At 60.5% G+C, this 17,244-nt stretch carries 14 protein-coding genes; 10 read left to right on the top strand and 4 right to left on the bottom strand.

The genetic code is table 11. From position 1 onward, the window contains the following. Nucleotides 1–2: 2 nt before the first annotated feature. The 3 genes from INT29_RS18055 to INT29_RS18065 form a co-directional block, all read right to left on the bottom strand. On the bottom strand, nt 3–281 hold the full coding sequence (locus tag INT29_RS18055; RefSeq protein WP_193072744.1) for a hypothetical protein: 279 nt from the start codon (nt 279–281) through the stop codon (nt 3–5). A 274-nt stretch (nt 282–555) separates the two neighbouring features. Continuing rightward, nucleotides 556–1,998, bottom strand: a complete 1,443-nt coding sequence (locus INT29_RS18060) for a hypothetical protein (RefSeq protein ID WP_226842188.1) — start codon at nt 1,996–1,998, stop codon at nt 556–558. A gap of 229 nt (nt 1,999–2,227) precedes the next feature. After that, nucleotides 2,228–3,202 (bottom strand): quinone oxidoreductase family protein, encoded by a 975-nt coding sequence (locus tag INT29_RS18065; protein WP_193072746.1) that lies wholly within the window; start codon nt 3,200–3,202, stop codon nt 2,228–2,230. A 44-nt stretch (nt 3,203–3,246) separates the two neighbouring features. Here INT29_RS18065 and argC point away from each other — a divergent pair, with 44 nt between their 5' ends. From argC to INT29_RS18105, 8 genes are all read left to right on the top strand, one after another. Then, nucleotides 3,247–4,356 carry an N-acetyl-gamma-glutamyl-phosphate reductase gene (gene argC, locus INT29_RS18070; protein ID WP_193072748.1) on the top strand — a complete coding sequence of 370 codons (1,110 nt, stop codon included), beginning with the start codon at nt 3,247–3,249 and terminating at the stop codon, nt 4,354–4,356. Then, nucleotides 4,353–5,531: a bifunctional glutamate N-acetyltransferase/amino-acid acetyltransferase ArgJ gene (argJ, locus tag INT29_RS18075; RefSeq protein ID WP_193072750.1), complete on the top strand. Its 1,179-nt coding sequence runs from the start codon at nt 4,353–4,355 to the stop codon at nt 5,529–5,531. The genes argC and argJ overlap by 4 nt, the downstream gene beginning before the upstream one ends. After that, entirely contained in the window at nt 5,528–6,529 is a 1,002-nt protein-coding gene (argB, locus tag INT29_RS18080) for an acetylglutamate kinase (RefSeq protein ID WP_226842190.1), read from the top strand. Before argJ ends, argB begins: the two co-directional genes overlap by 4 nt. Next, complete coding sequence (locus INT29_RS18085; RefSeq protein ID WP_193072752.1) at nt 6,522–7,739, top strand: acetylornithine transaminase; 1,218 nt, start codon at nt 6,522–6,524, stop codon at nt 7,737–7,739. The genes argB and INT29_RS18085 overlap by 8 nt, the downstream gene beginning before the upstream one ends. 93 nt (nt 7,740–7,832) lie before the next feature. After that, nucleotides 7,833–8,756: an ornithine carbamoyltransferase gene (argF, locus tag INT29_RS18090; RefSeq protein WP_101557001.1), complete on the top strand. Its 924-nt coding sequence runs from the start codon at nt 7,833–7,835 to the stop codon at nt 8,754–8,756. After that, the gene (locus INT29_RS18095; protein WP_193072754.1) at nt 8,753–9,286 is read left to right on the top strand and encodes an arginine repressor; all 534 of its coding nucleotides are present in this window, start codon (nt 8,753–8,755) and stop codon (nt 9,284–9,286) included. The genes argF and INT29_RS18095 overlap by 4 nt, the downstream gene beginning before the upstream one ends. Nucleotides 9,287–9,388: 102 nt before the next feature. After that, on the top strand, nt 9,389–10,810 hold the full coding sequence (gene argH / locus INT29_RS18100; protein WP_193072756.1) for an argininosuccinate lyase: 1,422 nt from the start codon (nt 9,389–9,391) through the stop codon (nt 10,808–10,810). An 85-nt stretch (nt 10,811–10,895) separates the two neighbouring features. Then, entirely contained in the window at nt 10,896–11,141 is a 246-nt protein-coding gene (locus INT29_RS18105) for a type II toxin-antitoxin system prevent-host-death family antitoxin (protein ID WP_125178181.1), read from the top strand. A 68-nt stretch (nt 11,142–11,209) separates the two neighbouring features. Here the strand turns inward: INT29_RS18105 and INT29_RS18110 are convergent, their stop codons facing one another. Further along, a complete protein-coding gene (locus INT29_RS18110; protein WP_226842194.1) occupies nt 11,210–14,536 on the bottom strand; it encodes a DEAD/DEAH box helicase in 3,327 nt (1,108 codons plus the stop codon). 182 nt (nt 14,537–14,718) lie between these two features. Here INT29_RS18110 and tyrS point away from each other — a divergent pair, with 182 nt between their 5' ends. Together tyrS and INT29_RS18120 are read left to right on the top strand one after the other, a co-directional pair. Next, the gene (gene tyrS / locus INT29_RS18115) at nt 14,719–16,005 is read left to right on the top strand and encodes a tyrosine--tRNA ligase (protein WP_069600350.1); all 1,287 of its coding nucleotides are present in this window, start codon (nt 14,719–14,721) and stop codon (nt 16,003–16,005) included. Nucleotides 16,006–16,255: 250 nt separating this feature from the next. Next, nucleotides 16,256–16,657, top strand: a complete 402-nt coding sequence (locus INT29_RS18120) for a YccF domain-containing protein (RefSeq protein WP_009885325.1) — start codon at nt 16,256–16,258, stop codon at nt 16,655–16,657. Nucleotides 16,658–17,244 lie beyond the last annotated feature (587 nt).

Genomic DNA, 17,244 nt, shown 5'->3' on the forward strand with positions numbered 1-17,244 from the left:
GCCTACCTGGTTATCGAGGCACGCAACTGCGATGCCATTTGGTCGAAATAGTCCTGGCAGGCTTGCCAGAAGGCGGCTGTGTCTTCGACTTGTAGGATCTCGCCCACGACCTGCCTTTTGACCAAGATGACGTTGGTCGAGTCCGCTTTGAAAGTCGCGCCGTGCTCAGCTGGCGTCAACTGGATCGACGCAGGTTTGTCTTCCGGTAACGTCGCAGTCACCGCGGTGATTGCGGCACGTACGATGTTCGACACCTTGATCCTGAAGAGTTCGCCGATCATAAGTTCTCCTGATCCGTTGCTTTAGGCGGAGCTGTCTGGAGCTCCTGGATCCGCTTCACCAGGGTATCGAACATCACTGTGGCTGCCTCGCAAGTCCCCACTACATCGCGAGGTGCTTACTCGACCCCGGTGGTTTAAGGCCGGTTCTACACTCTCGTTTACGATGAGCCGCTTTACCTGGTAACGCGAGGCCAATCTATTCCGCATCAATTTCTGCAGTTCCTAACATCTAAGATGAAAGTTCCTAACATCTAAGATGAATGAGAGCGTCTAGCTAGCCTCGACCGCGTTGGGCGAGCGTGGCGATGGACGAATCTTTTCGGAGTTTATCGGGTGTGCCGTGAAATTCCTTCACCGCGTCCAGTAGTTGCCTGTCAGTGTTTGATGTCAACTTTGGTTGTATAAGATCGAGAAATACTTTCCACCGGTCCTGGGCTTTTGTCATCTGCAGGAGCGAGGAAATTTCTGAATTCTCAAAGGATCTTAATGCATTTCCTGCCAAACTGCTATCAAGCCGTTCCATGAGACGAGTGTAGGTGGGTTCCGCAGCCCAGCATACGCCGTAACCATTGCCGAGATAAACTTCAACAAGGGTTTTCACATATTTGGATTGGACTTTAGGAGGAATGGTGCCTTTAGTTCCTACAAGATTGAATAGCCGCCGGGCAGGCTCGGCTTCATTGTAAAAATTATCGGTTCCGGAGTGGGCGGCAATGAGTGCGTCCAGTGCTGCGTCGATCTCGAAGGTGCGATCGTCGACGGTAAGGTAGGCGGTTCCGTCGACGAGGTCGATTAGCTCTCGAGCTGTAGCTGCAAAATCTGTAGTTTCTGCATTGGCTCGAGCGTGTGCGAGACGTATTCCGTAGCTGGTTCTGGTGTCTTCGCTGACGAAAGGCCACAGTTGAGGCCACAGGCGACGTATGTTGTCCCCGGTTTCTGGAAGCCGGCTTGAATCAACATACAAACCGAAAAGCCCATTTGCGAGTGTATCGGCGCGGCTGGGTGGTAAGCGATCAAAGAAGTTTGCCGCTGCGCGGATTGAGTCATCGTTGAGGCGCTCAGACCTTATGTTGATCAGAAGTCGCCCGGTTTCTGCTGTGACTATGTCGGGTGGAGTAATAATCAGTTCGCGTATGCAATGTTGTAGCCAGTTGGCCAAATCTAAGCCAGTGAGCGAAACTTGATTTGGGTGAGCCGCGCTTGCATGATTTCTCATGTACCGTATATGATCTAATCTTTGATATGCCACGTCGTTGAGAAGTCCAATTGTTTTTGATGCGCGCAGCAAGTTGGAATCATCTATCTTGTCGAGATCGTCTTCTGAGCGAAGTTTATTTCGTAGATCGGTATTCTTGACTGCGATATCAAAAAAGTACTTTAGGTCGAATCCTGCGACGCGTTTCCGTAGCTCACTCACAAGCTCATCCCAAAGGTAGTTCAACGCTGCATCAAAGAGTCCGACGGTGGCGGCTGCAATCATTTTTGAAATATAATGGGAACGCCCACGGATGTCATCAGACATGGGCTCAAGCACGGAAGAGATGTTTCTTAGCACGTCATGACGTTCACTCACTCCCACGAACACCTGTCCTGCGGGTAAGCCTACGTTGGTCAGTTGTTCGCGAATTACATGTTCGAATCTCGACAAGTCCCCAGGGAGGTTATTCGCGGCAGAGTGATTCTGGTTTGACTGCGGGGCAGGTGATATTTCGCTCATGACATCTAGATTAGGCGATTGTAGTTCGAAAGTGTGTGACTCGATGCTGTTTTCGTGGTGGAGTCTTGGACGCAAGGTTTACGTAGTTGCCATGTCATGCGTTCATCTGGCGGATTGCGAGATGCTCTCGCCATTTGGTTGCCGCGTCTGTCTTGTGGACATCCTCCTTTGCCACTGGAGGCCATTTGAAGCCTGGGCTAGGCAGTTTCGCGGTTCGCGACGCTACGAATCACACAGTCAGCACAACCTTGCCAGTCGTCTCACGCCCCTCAAGCGCACGATGCGCATCCGCGGCATCGGACAGGGCGAACGTCGCACCGACTCGGAAGTTGAGCCAGCCGTGTTCGATGCCGTTGAAGAGCATTGCCGAACGCTTCGCGAGCTCCTCCGAGCTTCGCACGAACCATGCCAGCGACGGGCGGGACAGGAAGATTCCTCCCGAGGAGTTCAGGCGCTGAATGTCGAATGGCGGCACCTGACCCGAGGCCCCGCCGAAGAGCACCATCGACCCCAGCGGCTTGATCGAGGCCAACGACGCATCGAAGGTGTCTTTCCCGACACCGTCATAGGCGACATCGACGCCCTCACCGTCGGTGAGTTCCTTGACCTTCGCCGTGATGTCGACGCCCTCACCGTAGAGGAACACGTCATCGGCGCCGGCCTTGCGGGCAAGTTCCGCCTTCTCCTCGGTGCTCACGGTCGAGATGACATTGCCGCCCAGGTGCTTGATGATCTGGGTGAGCAGCAGCCCGACACCGCCAGCACCGGCGTGGACGAGTGCGGTGTGGCCGGGCTTGATCTCGTGAGAGCTCGTGGCCAGGTACTGAGCGGTCAGGCCCTGCAGCGGCATTGCGGCAGCGACCTCGGTGCTCACGCCCTCCGGTACGCGCAACAGGTTGTCGGTCTTAACGACGACCTGAGTCGCATACGATCCCGGGCCCTCGTGCCAGGCGACACGGTCGCCGACTGACCAGCTCGCCACACCTCCGCCCACCTCGGCGATGTGACCGGTGCCCTCGGAGCCGACGATGTGCGGGTAGCTCATGGGATACGTGCCCGAACGACGGTAGGTGTCGATGAAGTTCACACCCGCGGCCTCGACGTTGACGAGGACCTCACCAGAACCGGGCCGAGGGGTGTCGACCTCATTGAACTCGAGAACCTCGGGTCCACCTGCTCGCATCGCCTGAATAGCCTGGGTCATCACGCCTCCTGCATATAATTTAATGTGCTGGTATAGTTATACATATGAATGATCTTACGGTTGCCGTCTCCGGTGCTACCGGATACGCCGGGGGAGAGGTCCTCCGGCTGTTGAGCACTCACCCTCATCTCAACGTCACCACGGTGTGCGGACATTCCTCCGTGGGCGAGACGCTCGGCCGACATCAACCCCATCTTGCCCGATATTCCGATTTCGTGGTCAAGGAGTCCACCGCCGAGGTGCTCGCTGGCCACGATGTTGTCATCCTCGCGCTCCCGCACGGTCAATCCGGTGCCATCGCCGCCGAACTCGAGAAGTCGAGCCCCGAGACGCTCATCGTCGACCTCGCCGCCGACCACCGCCTCATCAGCGCAGCGGCCTGGGAGAATTTCTACGGATCAGAGCACCAGGGCACCTGGACCTACGGCCTGCCCGAACTCCTCACCGCCGACGACACGAAGCAGCGCGAGGCTCTCAAGAACACCAAACGTATCGCCGTCCCCGGCTGCAACGTCACCGCCGTGACCCTCGGGCTCGCGCCACTCATCCAGGCCGGCCTCGCCGCACCTGCTGGACTGAACGCGGTCCTGGCCAATGGCGTCTCCGGAGCCGGCAAGGCGCTCAAGCCGCACCTCACTGCCGCCGAGGTCCTCGGAGATGCCTCCCCGTATGGCACGGGCGGCACCCACCGGCATGTGCCCGAGATCGAACAGAACCTCAACGGCGTCCTCAGCGCCGACGCCGCAGAAGGCCCGACCCGGATCTCCTTCACCCCGACACTCGTGCCCATAGCCCGGGGGATACTGGCCACCATCACCGCCGAGCCGGGGGAGTCCGCACCGAAAACCGCCGAGGGCCACCTCGACGCCGCGGCACTCAAGGACCAGCTGGCCCAAGCATTCGCACAGGCCTACGCCGACGAGCCCTTCGTCCGAGTCCTGCCCGAGGGCCAATGGCCGCGCACCTCCTCGACGACTGGATCGAACCTCGCACACGTCCAGTTCACCGTCGACGAACGGGCAGGCAAGATCCTCGTCGTCGTGGCCCTGGACAACCTGGTCCGCGGCACCGCCGGCCAGGCCCTGCAGTCGATCCACCTTGCCCTCGGCCTTGACGAGACCACCGCACTTTCCCTTGAAGGAGTCGCACCATGAGCGTGACCGCACCACTCGGCTTCAGCGCCGCCGGCCTCACCGCCGGACTCAAACCCAGCGGGACCAAAGACCTCTCGCTCGTCATCAACACCGGCCCCGACAATGCCGTCGCCGCCGTCTACACCTCGAACCGCTGCAAGGCCAACCCCGTCCTGTGGTCCCAGAAGGTCTCCGCGAACGGGCAAGCTCGCGCCGTTGTCCTCAACTCAGGGGGAGCGAACTGCTACACCGGTGACTTCGGGTATGAGACGACGACGCTGACGGCCCAGACCACCGCCGAACTCCTCACCGAGGCCGGCACCGCAACAGCGGCCGAAGACATTCTCGTCTGCTCGACCGGACTCATCGGCGTCGGCGGCCAGGATTTCCGCGACACCATCATCGACCACCTCCCACCATTGGTGGCCGCCGCCGAGGACACCGTGACCGGAGGCGAGCACGCCGCCGAGGCGATCATGACCACCGACACCGTGGCCAAGACCGCCACCCGCGAAGGCAGCAGCGGGTACACGATCGGCGGCATGGCCAAGGGCGCGGGCATGCTCGCCCCTGGCCTGGCGACAATGCTCGTCGTCATCACCACTGACGCGAAGGTCGACCAGACGGTGCTCGACCAGGCGCTGCGGGCCTCGACGAGTCAGAGCTTCGACCGCCTCGACACCGACGGGTGCATGTCGACGAACGACACTGTCATCCTCATGTCCTCCGGCGCCCACGACGCCGAAGTCGACACGGAGGAGTTCACGCGCCTCCTCGGCGAGGTCTGCCTCGACCTCATGCACCAGCTCCACGTCGATGCCGAGGGCGCCCATCACGACATCGCCATCACTACCCAGGGTGCGGCAAGTGAGGCCGAGGCTGTCGAGGTCTCCCGCTCAGTGTCACGCTCGGCCCTGTTCAAGGCAGCGATCTTCGGCCAGGACCCGAACTGGGGACGCGTCGTCGCCCAGGTCGGAACCACCTCGGCGACCTTCGACCCCACCGCCATCGACGTGATCATCAACGGCACCGAGGTGTGCCGGGCCTCTGGTCCCTATGAGGACCCGGAGAAGGTCGAATTCGACCGCAACGTCGACGTCGTCATCGACCTCCACGCAGGAGTTCACACTGCCACGGTCTGGACCTCGGACCTCACCCACGATTACGTCGAAGAGAACAGCGCCTACTCCACATGAGCAACCCACACGACATGTCCACGAAGTCCACGGCCGCCCGGCTCGCCGCCGCCCAGGTCAAGGCCGAAGCCCTGACCGAGGCGCTGCCGTGGATCAAGACCTTCGCCGGTGCCACGATCGTCATCAAATACGGCGGCAATGCGATGATCTCCCCGGAGCTCCAGCAGTCCTTCGCCGATGACATCGCGTTCCTGCGCTTTGCCGGCATCCGACCCGTCGTCGTCCACGGCGGCGGACCCCAGATCTCAGCCATGCTGACTCGCTTGGGTATTGAAAGCGAGTTCAAGGCCGGCCAGCGCGTGACCAGCGAAGAGGCCGCCGAAGTCATCCGCATGGTGCTCTCCGGCCAGGTCAACCGCGACATCGTCTCCCGCATCAACCAGAACGGCAACGCCGCCATCGGGCTCTCCGGTGAAGACGCTGACCTTCTGCTGGCGCACAAAACCCACGCCGAGGTAGACGGCGAAGTCATCGACCTCGGCCGAGTGGGCGAGATCGCCGAGGTCAACACCACCGTGCTCACCGAGCTCCTCGACGCCGGGCGGGTGCCCGTCATCTGCTCGATCGCCTCGGAGATCGACGGTGAGGCCGGTAAGCCCCTGAACATCAACGCCGACCTCGCCGCCTCCGCCGTGGCGAAAGCCTTGCGTGCCGACAAACTGATCATGCTCACCGATGTGCCCGGCCTCTACGCCAACTGGCCCGACACCTCGAGCCTGATCTCACGCATCGGCCCGAAGAAGCTGCGCGAACTGCTGCCCAGCCTCGACGCGGGAATGATCCCAAAGATGACCGCAGCCCTCGAGGCCATCGAGCACGGGGTCCAACAGGCCCACATCATCGACGGCCGGATGGCGCACTCCCTGCTGCTCGAGGTCTTCACCTCGGAGGGCATCGGCACCATGGTCGAAGACACCGTCGTCGAACCCGCACCACTGGGTGACGGACACAAAGGCGAGGGACACGAGACAAGCACTGAGGAGACGAACGATGAATGAGACAAACGCTGTGACAGACCAGGCCCAGACCTGGCGCGATGACTTCTCCCGCGTCCTCTCACCGGTCTTCGGCTCACCCCAGCTCGACCTCGTCCGCGGAGCGGGCGTGCGCGCGTGGGACGCCTCGGGCAAGGAATACCTCGACCTTCTCGCCGGCATCGCCGTCAATGCACTCGGCCACTGCCACCCCGCGTGGGTCAAGGCCATCACCGAGCAGGCGTCGACCCTGGGCCACATTTCGAACTTCTTCACCTCACCGCCGCAGATCGCACTGGCTGAGAAACTTCACGAGGTCCTCGACCTGCCCAGCGGTTCGGCCGTGTTCTTCTCGAACTCCGGCACCGAAGCCAATGAGGCAGCCTTCAAGATGGCCCGCCGTGCTGGGGGTGGATCACGCCCGATCATCATCGCCATCGAGGGCGCCTTCCATGGCAGGACCATGGGCGCGCTCGCACTGACAGCCAAGGCCGCCTACCGCGAACCCTTCGCACCCGGAGTCCCCGGCGTCGTCCACATTCCCTACGGAGACGTCGACGCGCTCGCCGCAGCCATCAACGACACCACTGCCGCCGTCTTCATCGAACCCATCCAGGGCGAGGTCGGAGTCCGGCAGCACCCGGCCGGCTACCTCACCAAGGTCCGTGAACTCACCCGCGAGGCCGGGGCCCTCCTCGTCCTCGACGAGGTCCAGTCCGGTGTGGCGCGGACCGGTTCGTGGTTCGCCCACCAGGACCCGGAGATCGGCGAAGGCGTCGTCCCCGACATCATCACCTCGGCGAAGGGGCTGGGCGGAGGCATGCCGATCGGGGCCACCATCACCGTGGGCGATGCCAACACCAAACTCCTTGAAGCCGGACAGCACGGGACCACCTTCGGCGGGAACCCGATCGCCTGCGCGGCGGGACTGGCCGTGCTCGAGACCATCGAGACCGACAATCTGCTCGCCCACACCCGGGAGACTGGGGCCTGGCTGCGCGAACAGCTGCTGACCATCGACGGCATCGAGAAGGTCACCGGCACCGGTCTTCTCCTGGGCCTCGAACTGGCCGAGGGCCTCGATGCCAAGGCGATCGCCGCCCGCGCTCTCGAGGCAGGTTTCATCATCAACCCCGTCGCACCCGGACGCCTGCGCCTGGCACCACCGCTGATCATCACGAAAGACGATCTCGCACCGTTCCTGACCGCACTGCCCGGACTGCTGCACGGCTGAACACGTTCGCCGCCCACCTAGCGGCCACCTCGGCGACCGGGCTATCGACCTTCACCGCCCGTTTGCCCCACACAGACTGACAAAGGACACACAATGACACGGCATTTCCTCAAGGACACCGACCTCACCCCGGCCGAACAAGCACAAGTCCTCGACCTCGCAGTTGAGCTCAAAGCAGCCCCGTACTCGCGCACCCCGCTGGCCGGACCGCAGACCGCGGCAGTCATCTTTGACAAGACCTCGACCCGGACCCGGGTGTCCTTCGCCGCCGGCATCGCCGCTCTCGGCGGGCAGCCGCTCATCATCAACCCCGGTGAGGCGCAGCTGGGACACAAGGAATCCATCGCCGACACCGCCCAGGTCATGTCGCGCATGGTCTCGGCCATCGTCTGGCGCACCTACGCCCAAGCAGGCCTGGAAGAGATGGCCCAGAACTCATCCGTCCCGGTCATCAACTCACTCTCCGATGACTACCATCCCTGCCAGATCCTGGCCGACCTGCTCACGATCCGCGAACACCGCGGTGACGTCGCCGGTCAGACCATGACCTACTACGGCGATGGGGCCAACAACATGGCCAACTCCTACGTCCTCGGCGGAGTCAACGCGGGCATGCACGTGCGCATCGCCGCCCCCGCCGACTACCAGCCGGCCGAGGCCATCATCGCCGAGGCCAACGAACTCGCCCAGGCCACCGGCGGCTCCGTCATGGTCACCGACGACGCGAAAGCTGCCGCCCAGGGAGCCGATGTCCTTGTCACCGACACCTGGGTGTCCATGGGCCAGGATTCGACCGGGCGCGATGACGAAGCCTCACCCTTCGTGAAGTACCAAGTCTCACAAGAGCTGATGAACCTCGGCAACGACCCGATCTTCCTCCACTGCCTGCCGGCCTACCGGGGCAAAGAGGTCACGGCCGAGGTCATCGACGGTCCCGCCTCGGTGGTCTTCGATGAAGCCGAGAACCGCCTCCACGCGCAGAAGGCGCTTATGACATTCCTGCTGGAGAAGCGATGAGCGAGAACGCCACATCACCGACGAACTCGGCGCCGCTGACGAAGACCGCGCGGCAGCAGAAGATCATCGATCTCATCACCCGCAAATCCGTGCATTCCCAGATCGACCTGGCCGAGAACCTGGCAACGATGGGCATCACCGTCACCCAGGCGACACTCTCACGCGACCTCGCCGAGGTGGGTGCCGTGAAGATCCGATCCACCGCCGGATCCGTCTACGCCGTCCCCGGTGAGGGAGGGGATCGGAGCCTGCAGCAGTCCACCGGCGACAGTCTCGACGCGAAACTGCCGAGGCTGCTCGAAGAACTCCTCGTCTCCGCGGCGGCACAGGACAACACTGTCGTCCTGCGCACCCCGCCTGGAGCTGCGCAGTACCTGGCTTCTGCGATCGACCGCTCCTCGATGGTCGGAATCTTTGGCACAATCGCAGGAGACGATACTGTTCTCGTCATCGCCATGTCCTCCGTCGGGGGACAGGCACTGGCCGAGACATTCCTCGAATATGCGGACGGAAACGCCGCCGAGAACTGACACACCCGATACACGCAGACCCGGCCGACCGGGAACTGGAACACCGAACCGATGGATTCAAGCCGGCAGCGTGGAAGCGCGGACGGTGGGGAAGGACCTTTTGTGAGCGAACGACTGAGCCTATGGGGCGGACGATTCTCGGACGGCCCGGCCGATGCACTGGCCGCGCTGAGCAAATCCACGGACTTCGACTGGCGCCTGGCCCACTACGACATCGCCGGTTCGAAGGCCCACGCAAAGGTGCTGCACCGCTCGGGTCTGCTGGACGATGATGAGCTGCAGGGCATGACCGAGGCGCTTGACGAACTCGGCCGCCGCGTCGAAACCGGCGAATACGTTGCCGCAGAATCGGATGAAGACGTCCACTCCTCACTCGAGCGCGGACTCATCGAGATCGCCGGAGCTGACCTTGGCGGAAAACTGCGTGCCGGCCGGTCCCGCAACGACCAGATCGCGACCCTGGGACGCATGTACCTGCGCGATCACGCTCGTGACCTGGCCAGCCTGGTCCTCGACGCCGTCGACGTCCTCATCGCCCAGGCTGAAGAGCACCCCGAAGCGCCGATGCCCGGTCGCACCCACCTGCAGCACGCACAGCCTGTGCTCCTGGCCCACCACCTCCTGGCCCACGCATGGCCCTTGCTGCGTGACGTCGCCCGGTTCGTCGACTTCGATGAGCGCGCCGGCATCTCCGCCTACGGTTCGGGCGCCCTGGCCGGATCATCCTTGGGCCTCGACCCGCAGGCCGTGGCCGCAGATCTGGGCTTCAACGACTCCGCAGAGAACTCGATCGACGGCACCGCAGGTCGCGACGTCTTCGCCGAATACCTGTTCATCACCACGATGATCGGCATCAACCTCTCCCGTCTCAGCGAGGAAGTCATCGCCTGGGCGACCAAGGAATTCTCCTTCGTCACCCTCCACGATGCGTACTCGACCGGGTCCTCGATCATGCCGCAGAAGAAGAACCCCGACGTCGCCGAGCTGACTCGCGGCAAGTCCGGTCGCCTGATCGGTGACCTCACCGGTCTGCTCTCAACGCTCAAGGCCCTGCCCCTGGCCTACAACCGTGACCTGCAAGAAGACAAGGAACCGGTCTTCGACGCCACAGACACCCTCGAACTCCTGCTCCCGGCGTTCACCGGGATGGTCGCCACGCTGAAGTTCAACACCGAACGCATGGCCTACCTGGCACCCCGCGGATTCGCGCTGGCCACGGACATCGCCGAATGGCTCGTCCGCAAGGGCGTTCCCTTCCGCATCGCCCACGAACTCTCCGGAGAATGCGTGCAGCTTGCCGAGTCGAAGGACGCCGAGCTGTGGGATCTCACGGACGAAGAGTTCGCCGGCATCTCCGAGCACCTGACACCTGACGTCCGTGAGGTGCTCACCACGCTCGGGTCGATTGACTCCCGTAGCTCCAAGGGCGGCACCGCCCGCAGCGCCGTGGATCAGCAGCTGGCCAATGCGAAGGCCGAAGTTGCGAAACTGCGCGAGTTCGCCGATTCGGCTCGGAGCGTTTGAAGCACCGGCCGGGTACGGTGCAACGTTGGCATCTCTGAAACTGTGAACCTAGCGTGCGACTTGTACAAGTTGTACGATAATGGCCATGGTTTCAGTGACACTGTCGCAATTCCGCAATCAGCAGAGTAACTACATTGCCGCTGCACAGCGAGAGCCCGTCGAGATCACGTCGCGTGGGGCGGGCCGTTGTGCTGTCGTTGTGTCTCCGGAGTTCTATGACCGTGCTCTGCAGGCGTTGGAAGAACAGAGCGACACACTTGATGCGCAGAAAGCGCGACAAGAGGAGAAGTGGATTGCCCACGAAGAACTTGTGCGAGAGATCGGCATCTGAGGCGATCCGAACTGCAGTTATCCGACCACTCGCCGACTGAATTGAAAGAACGGCTTACAGGCTTTCATTCAGCTGACTGATCTGGACGCTTTCCACCTGTCAAGGTGGTCGTCAAGGTTGTGGGAAAGCTGTCTGAAGTAGTCGTGCTTCGACCACGCCTCTTTGTCGCCAATGACGTAGATTCGACGCTGGGCACGACTGACGGCGACATTGACAAGGTTGACCGATGACGCTGCCCAGGATTTCGCTCCCGGCTTGCTCGGGTCGCCGCCGAGAACAAAGAAGACGACCGGAGCCTCCTTGCCCTGGGCTGTGTGGATTGTTCCTGCAGTGAGACCCGGATACTGAGACTTTAGGGACCTCAGATGGTCGGCGACTGGACGGAAAGGGGAAATGGCAATGATGTCCGATGGATCAACGCCATTCTCACCCAAATGATCTATGGCACGCCTCAGCCGTTCGATCTGGTTGGTCTGTAAATGTGTGCCGGACTGAGTTGCTGGTGTGTCCGCCCAGAAGCTCGGATAGATCTGATGATCGGTGAAACTGCCAAACAAATCGGCATCGTCCGGCGATCGATTGATGCCATTGACCATGATTCCGTTGTATGCGAGATCGTTGCAGATCGTGAACATCGGATTGTCGCAACGACGATGGACACGAAGGGGAGCACTGACCCACACATCGTGACCGTCCTGGGTAAGCACTGTCCCAAATGAAGAGACCCTGTCTGCGAGAGTCTGAACAGAAGCTTCTGGTGGGTGCCAATCAGTCGAGACCCCCAACGTCGACGCAATGTCCCTCTTAGCCTTGCTCGGGATGGTGACGACAGGCTGGAGCTGAAGCGGGTCGCCAACGGCGAGGACCCTCTGAGCTCTCCAGATCGAGCCGACGGCGTATTGGGGTGGTGCTTGTCCCGCTTCGTCGATGAACAACCAACCGATCGAGGAGGTTCCAAGGTTACCGAGCATGCGTCCCGCCGATGCGAACGATGTTGAGACCAATGGGACTGCCAGGAAGAATAGCTGCCACGCAGCCAGCAGCTTTTCTGCCTCGAGTTTGGGTGGATGCTCGGCCCCGACTACATCGACGGCAGACCGGAGGCCATCAAGGAATTGTCCACCAGCGGCGACGAAAAAGTCCTGATGTAGCTTCAGTGCGGCGAAGAACAGCTCCGATCGAGCCCGGTCGATCTCTTCGTCCAGCCAGGGAGCACACAGTTCTCGGTTATCGCCTGTCCACTTGTCACCAGGATAGGCACTGCCGAACTTATCCGCATCGTACTTGCATTTAGTCGAGAGCGCATTGAGAGCATCTTGTGCCCCTCTGCAGTCACTTTCTGCATGGGATCGCTCTTCAGCCTTCTCGTGGAACGCGAGCTGACAGCTTTCTTTCGCCTCAGTCTTCTGCCGAAGTTCGGCTTCGGCAACTCCGAGACGTTGCATCTGTTCATTCATTTGAGTGCGCCACGGTTTTAGCACACGGCCGAAGGTGGACATCGTTTCCCAAAGGCCTGGTTTAGCTTGGACGTGACGGTCGTATTCGACGCACACGTTGTCTCGTCGTTTGCCGGCAGCTCGTTCTTCAGCGAGGCAGTGTTCGAAGTCTTCTTGGACCAGACCTATTTGCCCGTCCAGTACCTCGAGCCGCGACTGAGTCTCCTTGGCACGGTCACGGACATCGTCGAGCCGATCCTTTCGTTCCTTGGCAGCCGACCGTTCGTCGATCAATTGGTCGACTTTATTCTCAGCTTGGATGAAGCTGTTTCGTGCCTCGTCCCACGTCGGACGTTCGGCCTTCTGAGCGAGCCAGCTGCGGAGGGTTGCTTGCATGCCGGGGGACCCGCCTTCTATCGGCTTCTTTGTGACGGGATCCGTTTCTCTGAACCAGTAGGTGCTCCGGAACTCTTTGCGATTACTTTTCTTGCCCAGTCGAGCAGCGATTGTTCCCCACGCTTCGGCAGCATTGCCGTCCTCGGTCGGCTTCCTTTTCGAGTTCCCGCGCCGAACGAATGTCGCGACGTCGCGAAAGTAGTCGGCTTCTTCTCGCCACTGGTCGCAGATGGCTTCTGCTCCGGGGATCTCCATTGAAATGTTCTCGACGGCGGCATTGTTAGCCGAGGCCACGATCATCTCGAAACCGGTCAGCTCTGGCCTGAGCTGGGGAACTTTAGCATCATACGTCCCGCTGGAGTTCCACTTGTGGACTTTACCGGTGAAGGCGTCTGCGGCCCTGGTCAGTGCCGCAAGGCGGCGGGCGCGCTCGACGACGTTGCCGGCGAGAACATCTCGTAGCATTGTGGTTTTGCCGGTACCCGGGGGACCGTTGACGCCCATGATCCCTCTGGAAGAGGCAAAGGAGCCAAGTGCGCGGTTGACAGCGAATTGTTGGCTCAATGCCAGATGGTGTTGAGGATCAGACGGCCAACGTGCTTTGGGCAGGTGGCCAATCGAAGCTTCCGCGTTCACAAGAGATTTCGACTCTCCGACGTCGATGCGATTGCGCATCGGCAATAGTGCACTGTCCGGAGTGAGGTACTCGGCAAGCGAATCACCCATTTCGCCTTGAGCGACTTGGTCGCGAACTCTGGCCAAGTCGTCGAGGAAGAAGCTGTTGAGAAAGTCTGATTCGGGGGATTCATTTGCTCGTTTGGATGAGATCTTCGAACTCTTGATAACGATTGAGTCTGTTGCCAGTTGTTGGTGTCCCTTGACGCCCGAACGGTGATGGGCCGTTTCCAATAGCTTTTTGAGAAATATTCCGTCTATAGGAGGCGGTGGAGTCTCTTGATTCGTTCCGGTGTTGTTCGCCGAGGCCTCATCATTCGGCTCCTCTGCGGTTGAGCGCCGCGAAGAGCGTAGTTCCCTAGCCTTCCGGATAGTTTCTATGCGTTGTGCTTCGAGCTTTTCGACAGTTTCGGTAAAGGAGTCGCGCACATGATCGAATCCCTCGGCCCATCGAGGGTTTCGTGTTCCAAACTTCTCCGCTCGTCCAGTCGCCCATAGCGCGGACGATAGCAGCTGAGATTCGGCAACGAGTTGACCGCGGTGGTCGACGACTAGTCCGGCACAGGCGCTGAGGCCCGAACTGCGCTCTTCGTAGGAATCGGCATCGTCGTGAAAGACATTGTGGAGTGAATCGTAGATGTCGGAAACGGAATAGACACCTAGATAGACAGTGTGTGACCAGACTTTCTCGCCTTGGTCATGTGGAGTTGCGGGCTCGAGCGTCTCCCATGGCAAAGGATCGTTGGGTTTCCAGCTGATTACTCGTTCATCCGGGGATCTCGAGGTGTTTGCAGCGGGATTCGGCACCTTTTGTGGGCTGAAAAGTTCGAGCAGCCACCAAAACCTGAGAATGCGCAGCCGCTCTTCTGTCGTTCGTCGATCTGACATGGTCCTATTCTGCCGAATTCTGTGGCCACTGACAGCGCACTCTCGCCATGTGACGGTCGTCTACCGGTCTTGCCCAGGTGTGCCCAGTGGAATTCTCCACGAGTTGGAACACCTCTTTGGCGAAGTAGAATGTGAGGTGCTGGTATAGAACTGGCAACCCAAACAGTTTCGAAAGGACCGAAGTGACCGACATCTTCAGTGAACTCAAGGCCCGTGGCCTCGTCTCGGTTTCGACCGACGAAGCCGCCCTGCAGAAGGCTCTCAATGAGGAATCGCTGACCTATTATGTCGGTTTCGATCCCACCGCACCCAGCCTGCACATGGGCAACCTGGTCCAGCTCATCACTGCCGCGCGTCTGCAGAAGGCAGGACACAACCCCCTGGCCCTCGTCGGCGGAGCAACCGGGCTCATCGGTGACCCCCGTATGTCGGGAGAGCGCACGCTCAACCCGCGCGAGGTCGTCGAGGAATGGTTGGAAAAGATCCGGGCACAGGTCGAGAAGTTCCTCGACTTCAGCGGTCCGAATGCCGCGCAGGTCGTCAACAACTACGAGTGGACATCCGAGATGTCGGCCATCGATTTTCTCCGCGACATCGGCAAGCACTTCCCGATGAACCGAATGCTGGCCAAGGAATCGGTCTCGGCTCGCCTCAACAGCGAAGCAGGAATCTCCTTCACGGAGTTCTCGTACCAGGTGCTGCAGGGCAACGACTACCTCGAACTCCACCGCCGCTACGGCTGCTCCCTGCAGACCGGTGGTTCCGACCAGTGGGGCAACCTGACCTCGGGTGTCGACCTCATCCGCCGCGTCGAACAGCACAGTGTCCATGCCCTGGCCACACCGCTGATCACCAAGGCCGACGGCACCAAGTTCGGCAAGACCGAGTCCGGCACCGTGTGGTTGGACGAGAGCCTGACCAGCCCATACGCGTTCAGCCAGTTCTGGCTCAACGCCGATGACCGCGATGTCGTGAAGTACCTCAAGGTGTTCTCCTTCCGTTCGCTCGAGGAAATTGAGCAGATCGAGGCCGAGTTCACCGCGGCTCCACACACTCGCCTGGCCCAAAAGGTGCTGGCCGAGGATGTGACGACTCTGGTCCACGGCAAGGAGAAATACGAGCAGGCGATCGCTGCGGCTTCTGCCCTGTTCGGTGGGGGAGAGCTGGCCAGTCTCGATGCCTCCACCCTGGGGGCTGCGACATCCGAACTTCCTCGCGGCGATGTCAGCTCGGCCCAGTTGGCCGAGGGTGTACCCGTGGCCGACGCGTTCGTGACCGCCGGCATCGTCAAGTCCAAGGGCGAGGCACGTCGAGCCATCAAGGACGGCGGTGCCTACGTCAACAACGTCAAGGTCACCGGTGACGACCAGACCCTGACCCCCACCGAGGTGCTCCCTACCGAAGGCGGAGGAGTGATCCTCCTGCGTCGTGGAAAGAAGACCCTGGGGGCAGTTGACATCATCAGCTGAGCTCCATGACTGCCGACGACACCGTGCCCTTGATCAATTCGAGGGCACGGTGTCGTCGTATCCGGGCACAGAGACCCGAACCGGTGCCGACCACGAGTCTCATTGGACAAGCGAAAGACTTGTTTTGAGAGATGACAAGGCTTTCGCTTGTATTCGGTGGTCACCGACGTCAGATCTCTGGACAGCCTCATAGCGTTGACCGGAGCTGTGACCGAGACTGGTATCAGTACTACGTCGAAACGAGGAGAACATGAGAACACTGCTCAACATCATCTGGTTTATCTTCAGCGGACTGTGGCTGGCGCTCGGCTACTACCTGGCCGGCATCATCTGCTGCATCCTCATCGTCACCATCCCCTGGGGCATCGCCTCCTTCCGGATCGGCAACTACGCCCTCTGGCCCTTCGGCCGCGAAGTGATCGAGACCAGGCCGGCAGGCATTGCGACAACTCTCGGCAACATCATCTGGGTCATCGTCGCCGGCATCTGGCTGGCCATCGGACACGTGGTCACCTCGATCCCGCTGTTCGTCTCCATCATCGGGATCCCACTGGGATGGGCCAACATCAAACTCATCCCCGTCTCGCTGATGCCCCTGGGCAAAGAGATCGTCGACAGCGACTCCCTCATGCCCGGGTACCGCGGAGCCTGAGCCCGGCGCCACGCAACAAAGACCCGCATGTAGGGACTGAACCCTAGAATTCGGGGAACAAGAGGCCCGATGAGGCTCCAGTGACGGGTGTCACAGCCAAAGGTCCGGTTTCGAGTTGCACGCAGCCACTGGCCTGGTCTAGAGTTGTATCTCGTTGCCCCGCAGAAAACGAACTCTTCGAGAACAGTTTTCACCGGGTGTGACCAGCACAAACACAGTTTGTCTGGTCCACACGGAAAATGTTGGTGGCAGCCAACAATTGAAACTGACACCCCCAGTGAACACGCCCCAATAATTGGGTCTGTGGTGATGGGTGAGTGTTTGTGGTTTGAGAATCCAATAGCGTGTTTGTTTGAACAAATAGTGATGCCAGAAACATTATTTTTCTGGTAAGACAATCACATGTTCACACATTTGTGGTCACCCTTCGCCGGGTGGTCACGCCAGCATGTGTGGACATGATTAATTGGTCAGCCTCGGTCACCCCGTGATCGTTGGTTGGCTGTCTTGCTGGGATTCATTCGTAACATAATTTTTTTATGGAGAGTTTGATCCTGGCTCAGGACGAACGCTGGCTGCGTGCTTAA

The sequence above is a fragment of the Brevibacterium sp. FME37 genome, from assembly GCF_014897485.1.
GTDB lineage: Bacteria > Actinomycetota > Actinomycetes > Actinomycetales > Brevibacteriaceae > Brevibacterium.

Coding starts and splice junctions, on each gene's coding strand:
- argB (WP_226842190.1), top strand. CDS start 5,528: ATGAGCAACCCACACGACATGTCCACGAAGTCCACGGCCGCCCGGCTC.
- argF (WP_101557001.1), top strand. CDS start 7,833: ATGACACGGCATTTCCTCAAGGACACCGACCTCACCCCGGCCGAACAA.
- INT29_RS18085 (WP_193072752.1), top strand. CDS start 6,522: ATGAATGAGACAAACGCTGTGACAGACCAGGCCCAGACCTGGCGCGAT.
- argC (WP_193072748.1), top strand. CDS start 3,247: ATGAATGATCTTACGGTTGCCGTCTCCGGTGCTACCGGATACGCCGGG.
- INT29_RS18105 (WP_125178181.1), top strand. CDS start 10,896: ATGGTTTCAGTGACACTGTCGCAATTCCGCAATCAGCAGAGTAACTAC.
- INT29_RS18055 (WP_193072744.1), bottom strand. CDS start 281: ATGATCGGCGAACTCTTCAGGATCAAGGTGTCGAACATCGTACGTGCC.
- INT29_RS18060 (WP_226842188.1), bottom strand. CDS start 1,998: ATGAGCGAAATATCACCTGCCCCGCAGTCAAACCAGAATCACTCTGCC.
- INT29_RS18095 (WP_193072754.1), top strand. CDS start 8,753: ATGAGCGAGAACGCCACATCACCGACGAACTCGGCGCCGCTGACGAAG.
- INT29_RS18065 (WP_193072746.1), bottom strand. CDS start 3,202: ATGACCCAGGCTATTCAGGCGATGCGAGCAGGTGGACCCGAGGTTCTC.
- INT29_RS18110 (WP_226842194.1), bottom strand. CDS start 14,536: ATGTCAGATCGACGAACGACAGAAGAGCGGCTGCGCATTCTCAGGTTT.
- argJ (WP_193072750.1), top strand. CDS start 4,353: ATGAGCGTGACCGCACCACTCGGCTTCAGCGCCGCCGGCCTCACCGCC.
- INT29_RS18120 (WP_009885325.1), top strand. CDS start 16,256: ATGAGAACACTGCTCAACATCATCTGGTTTATCTTCAGCGGACTGTGG.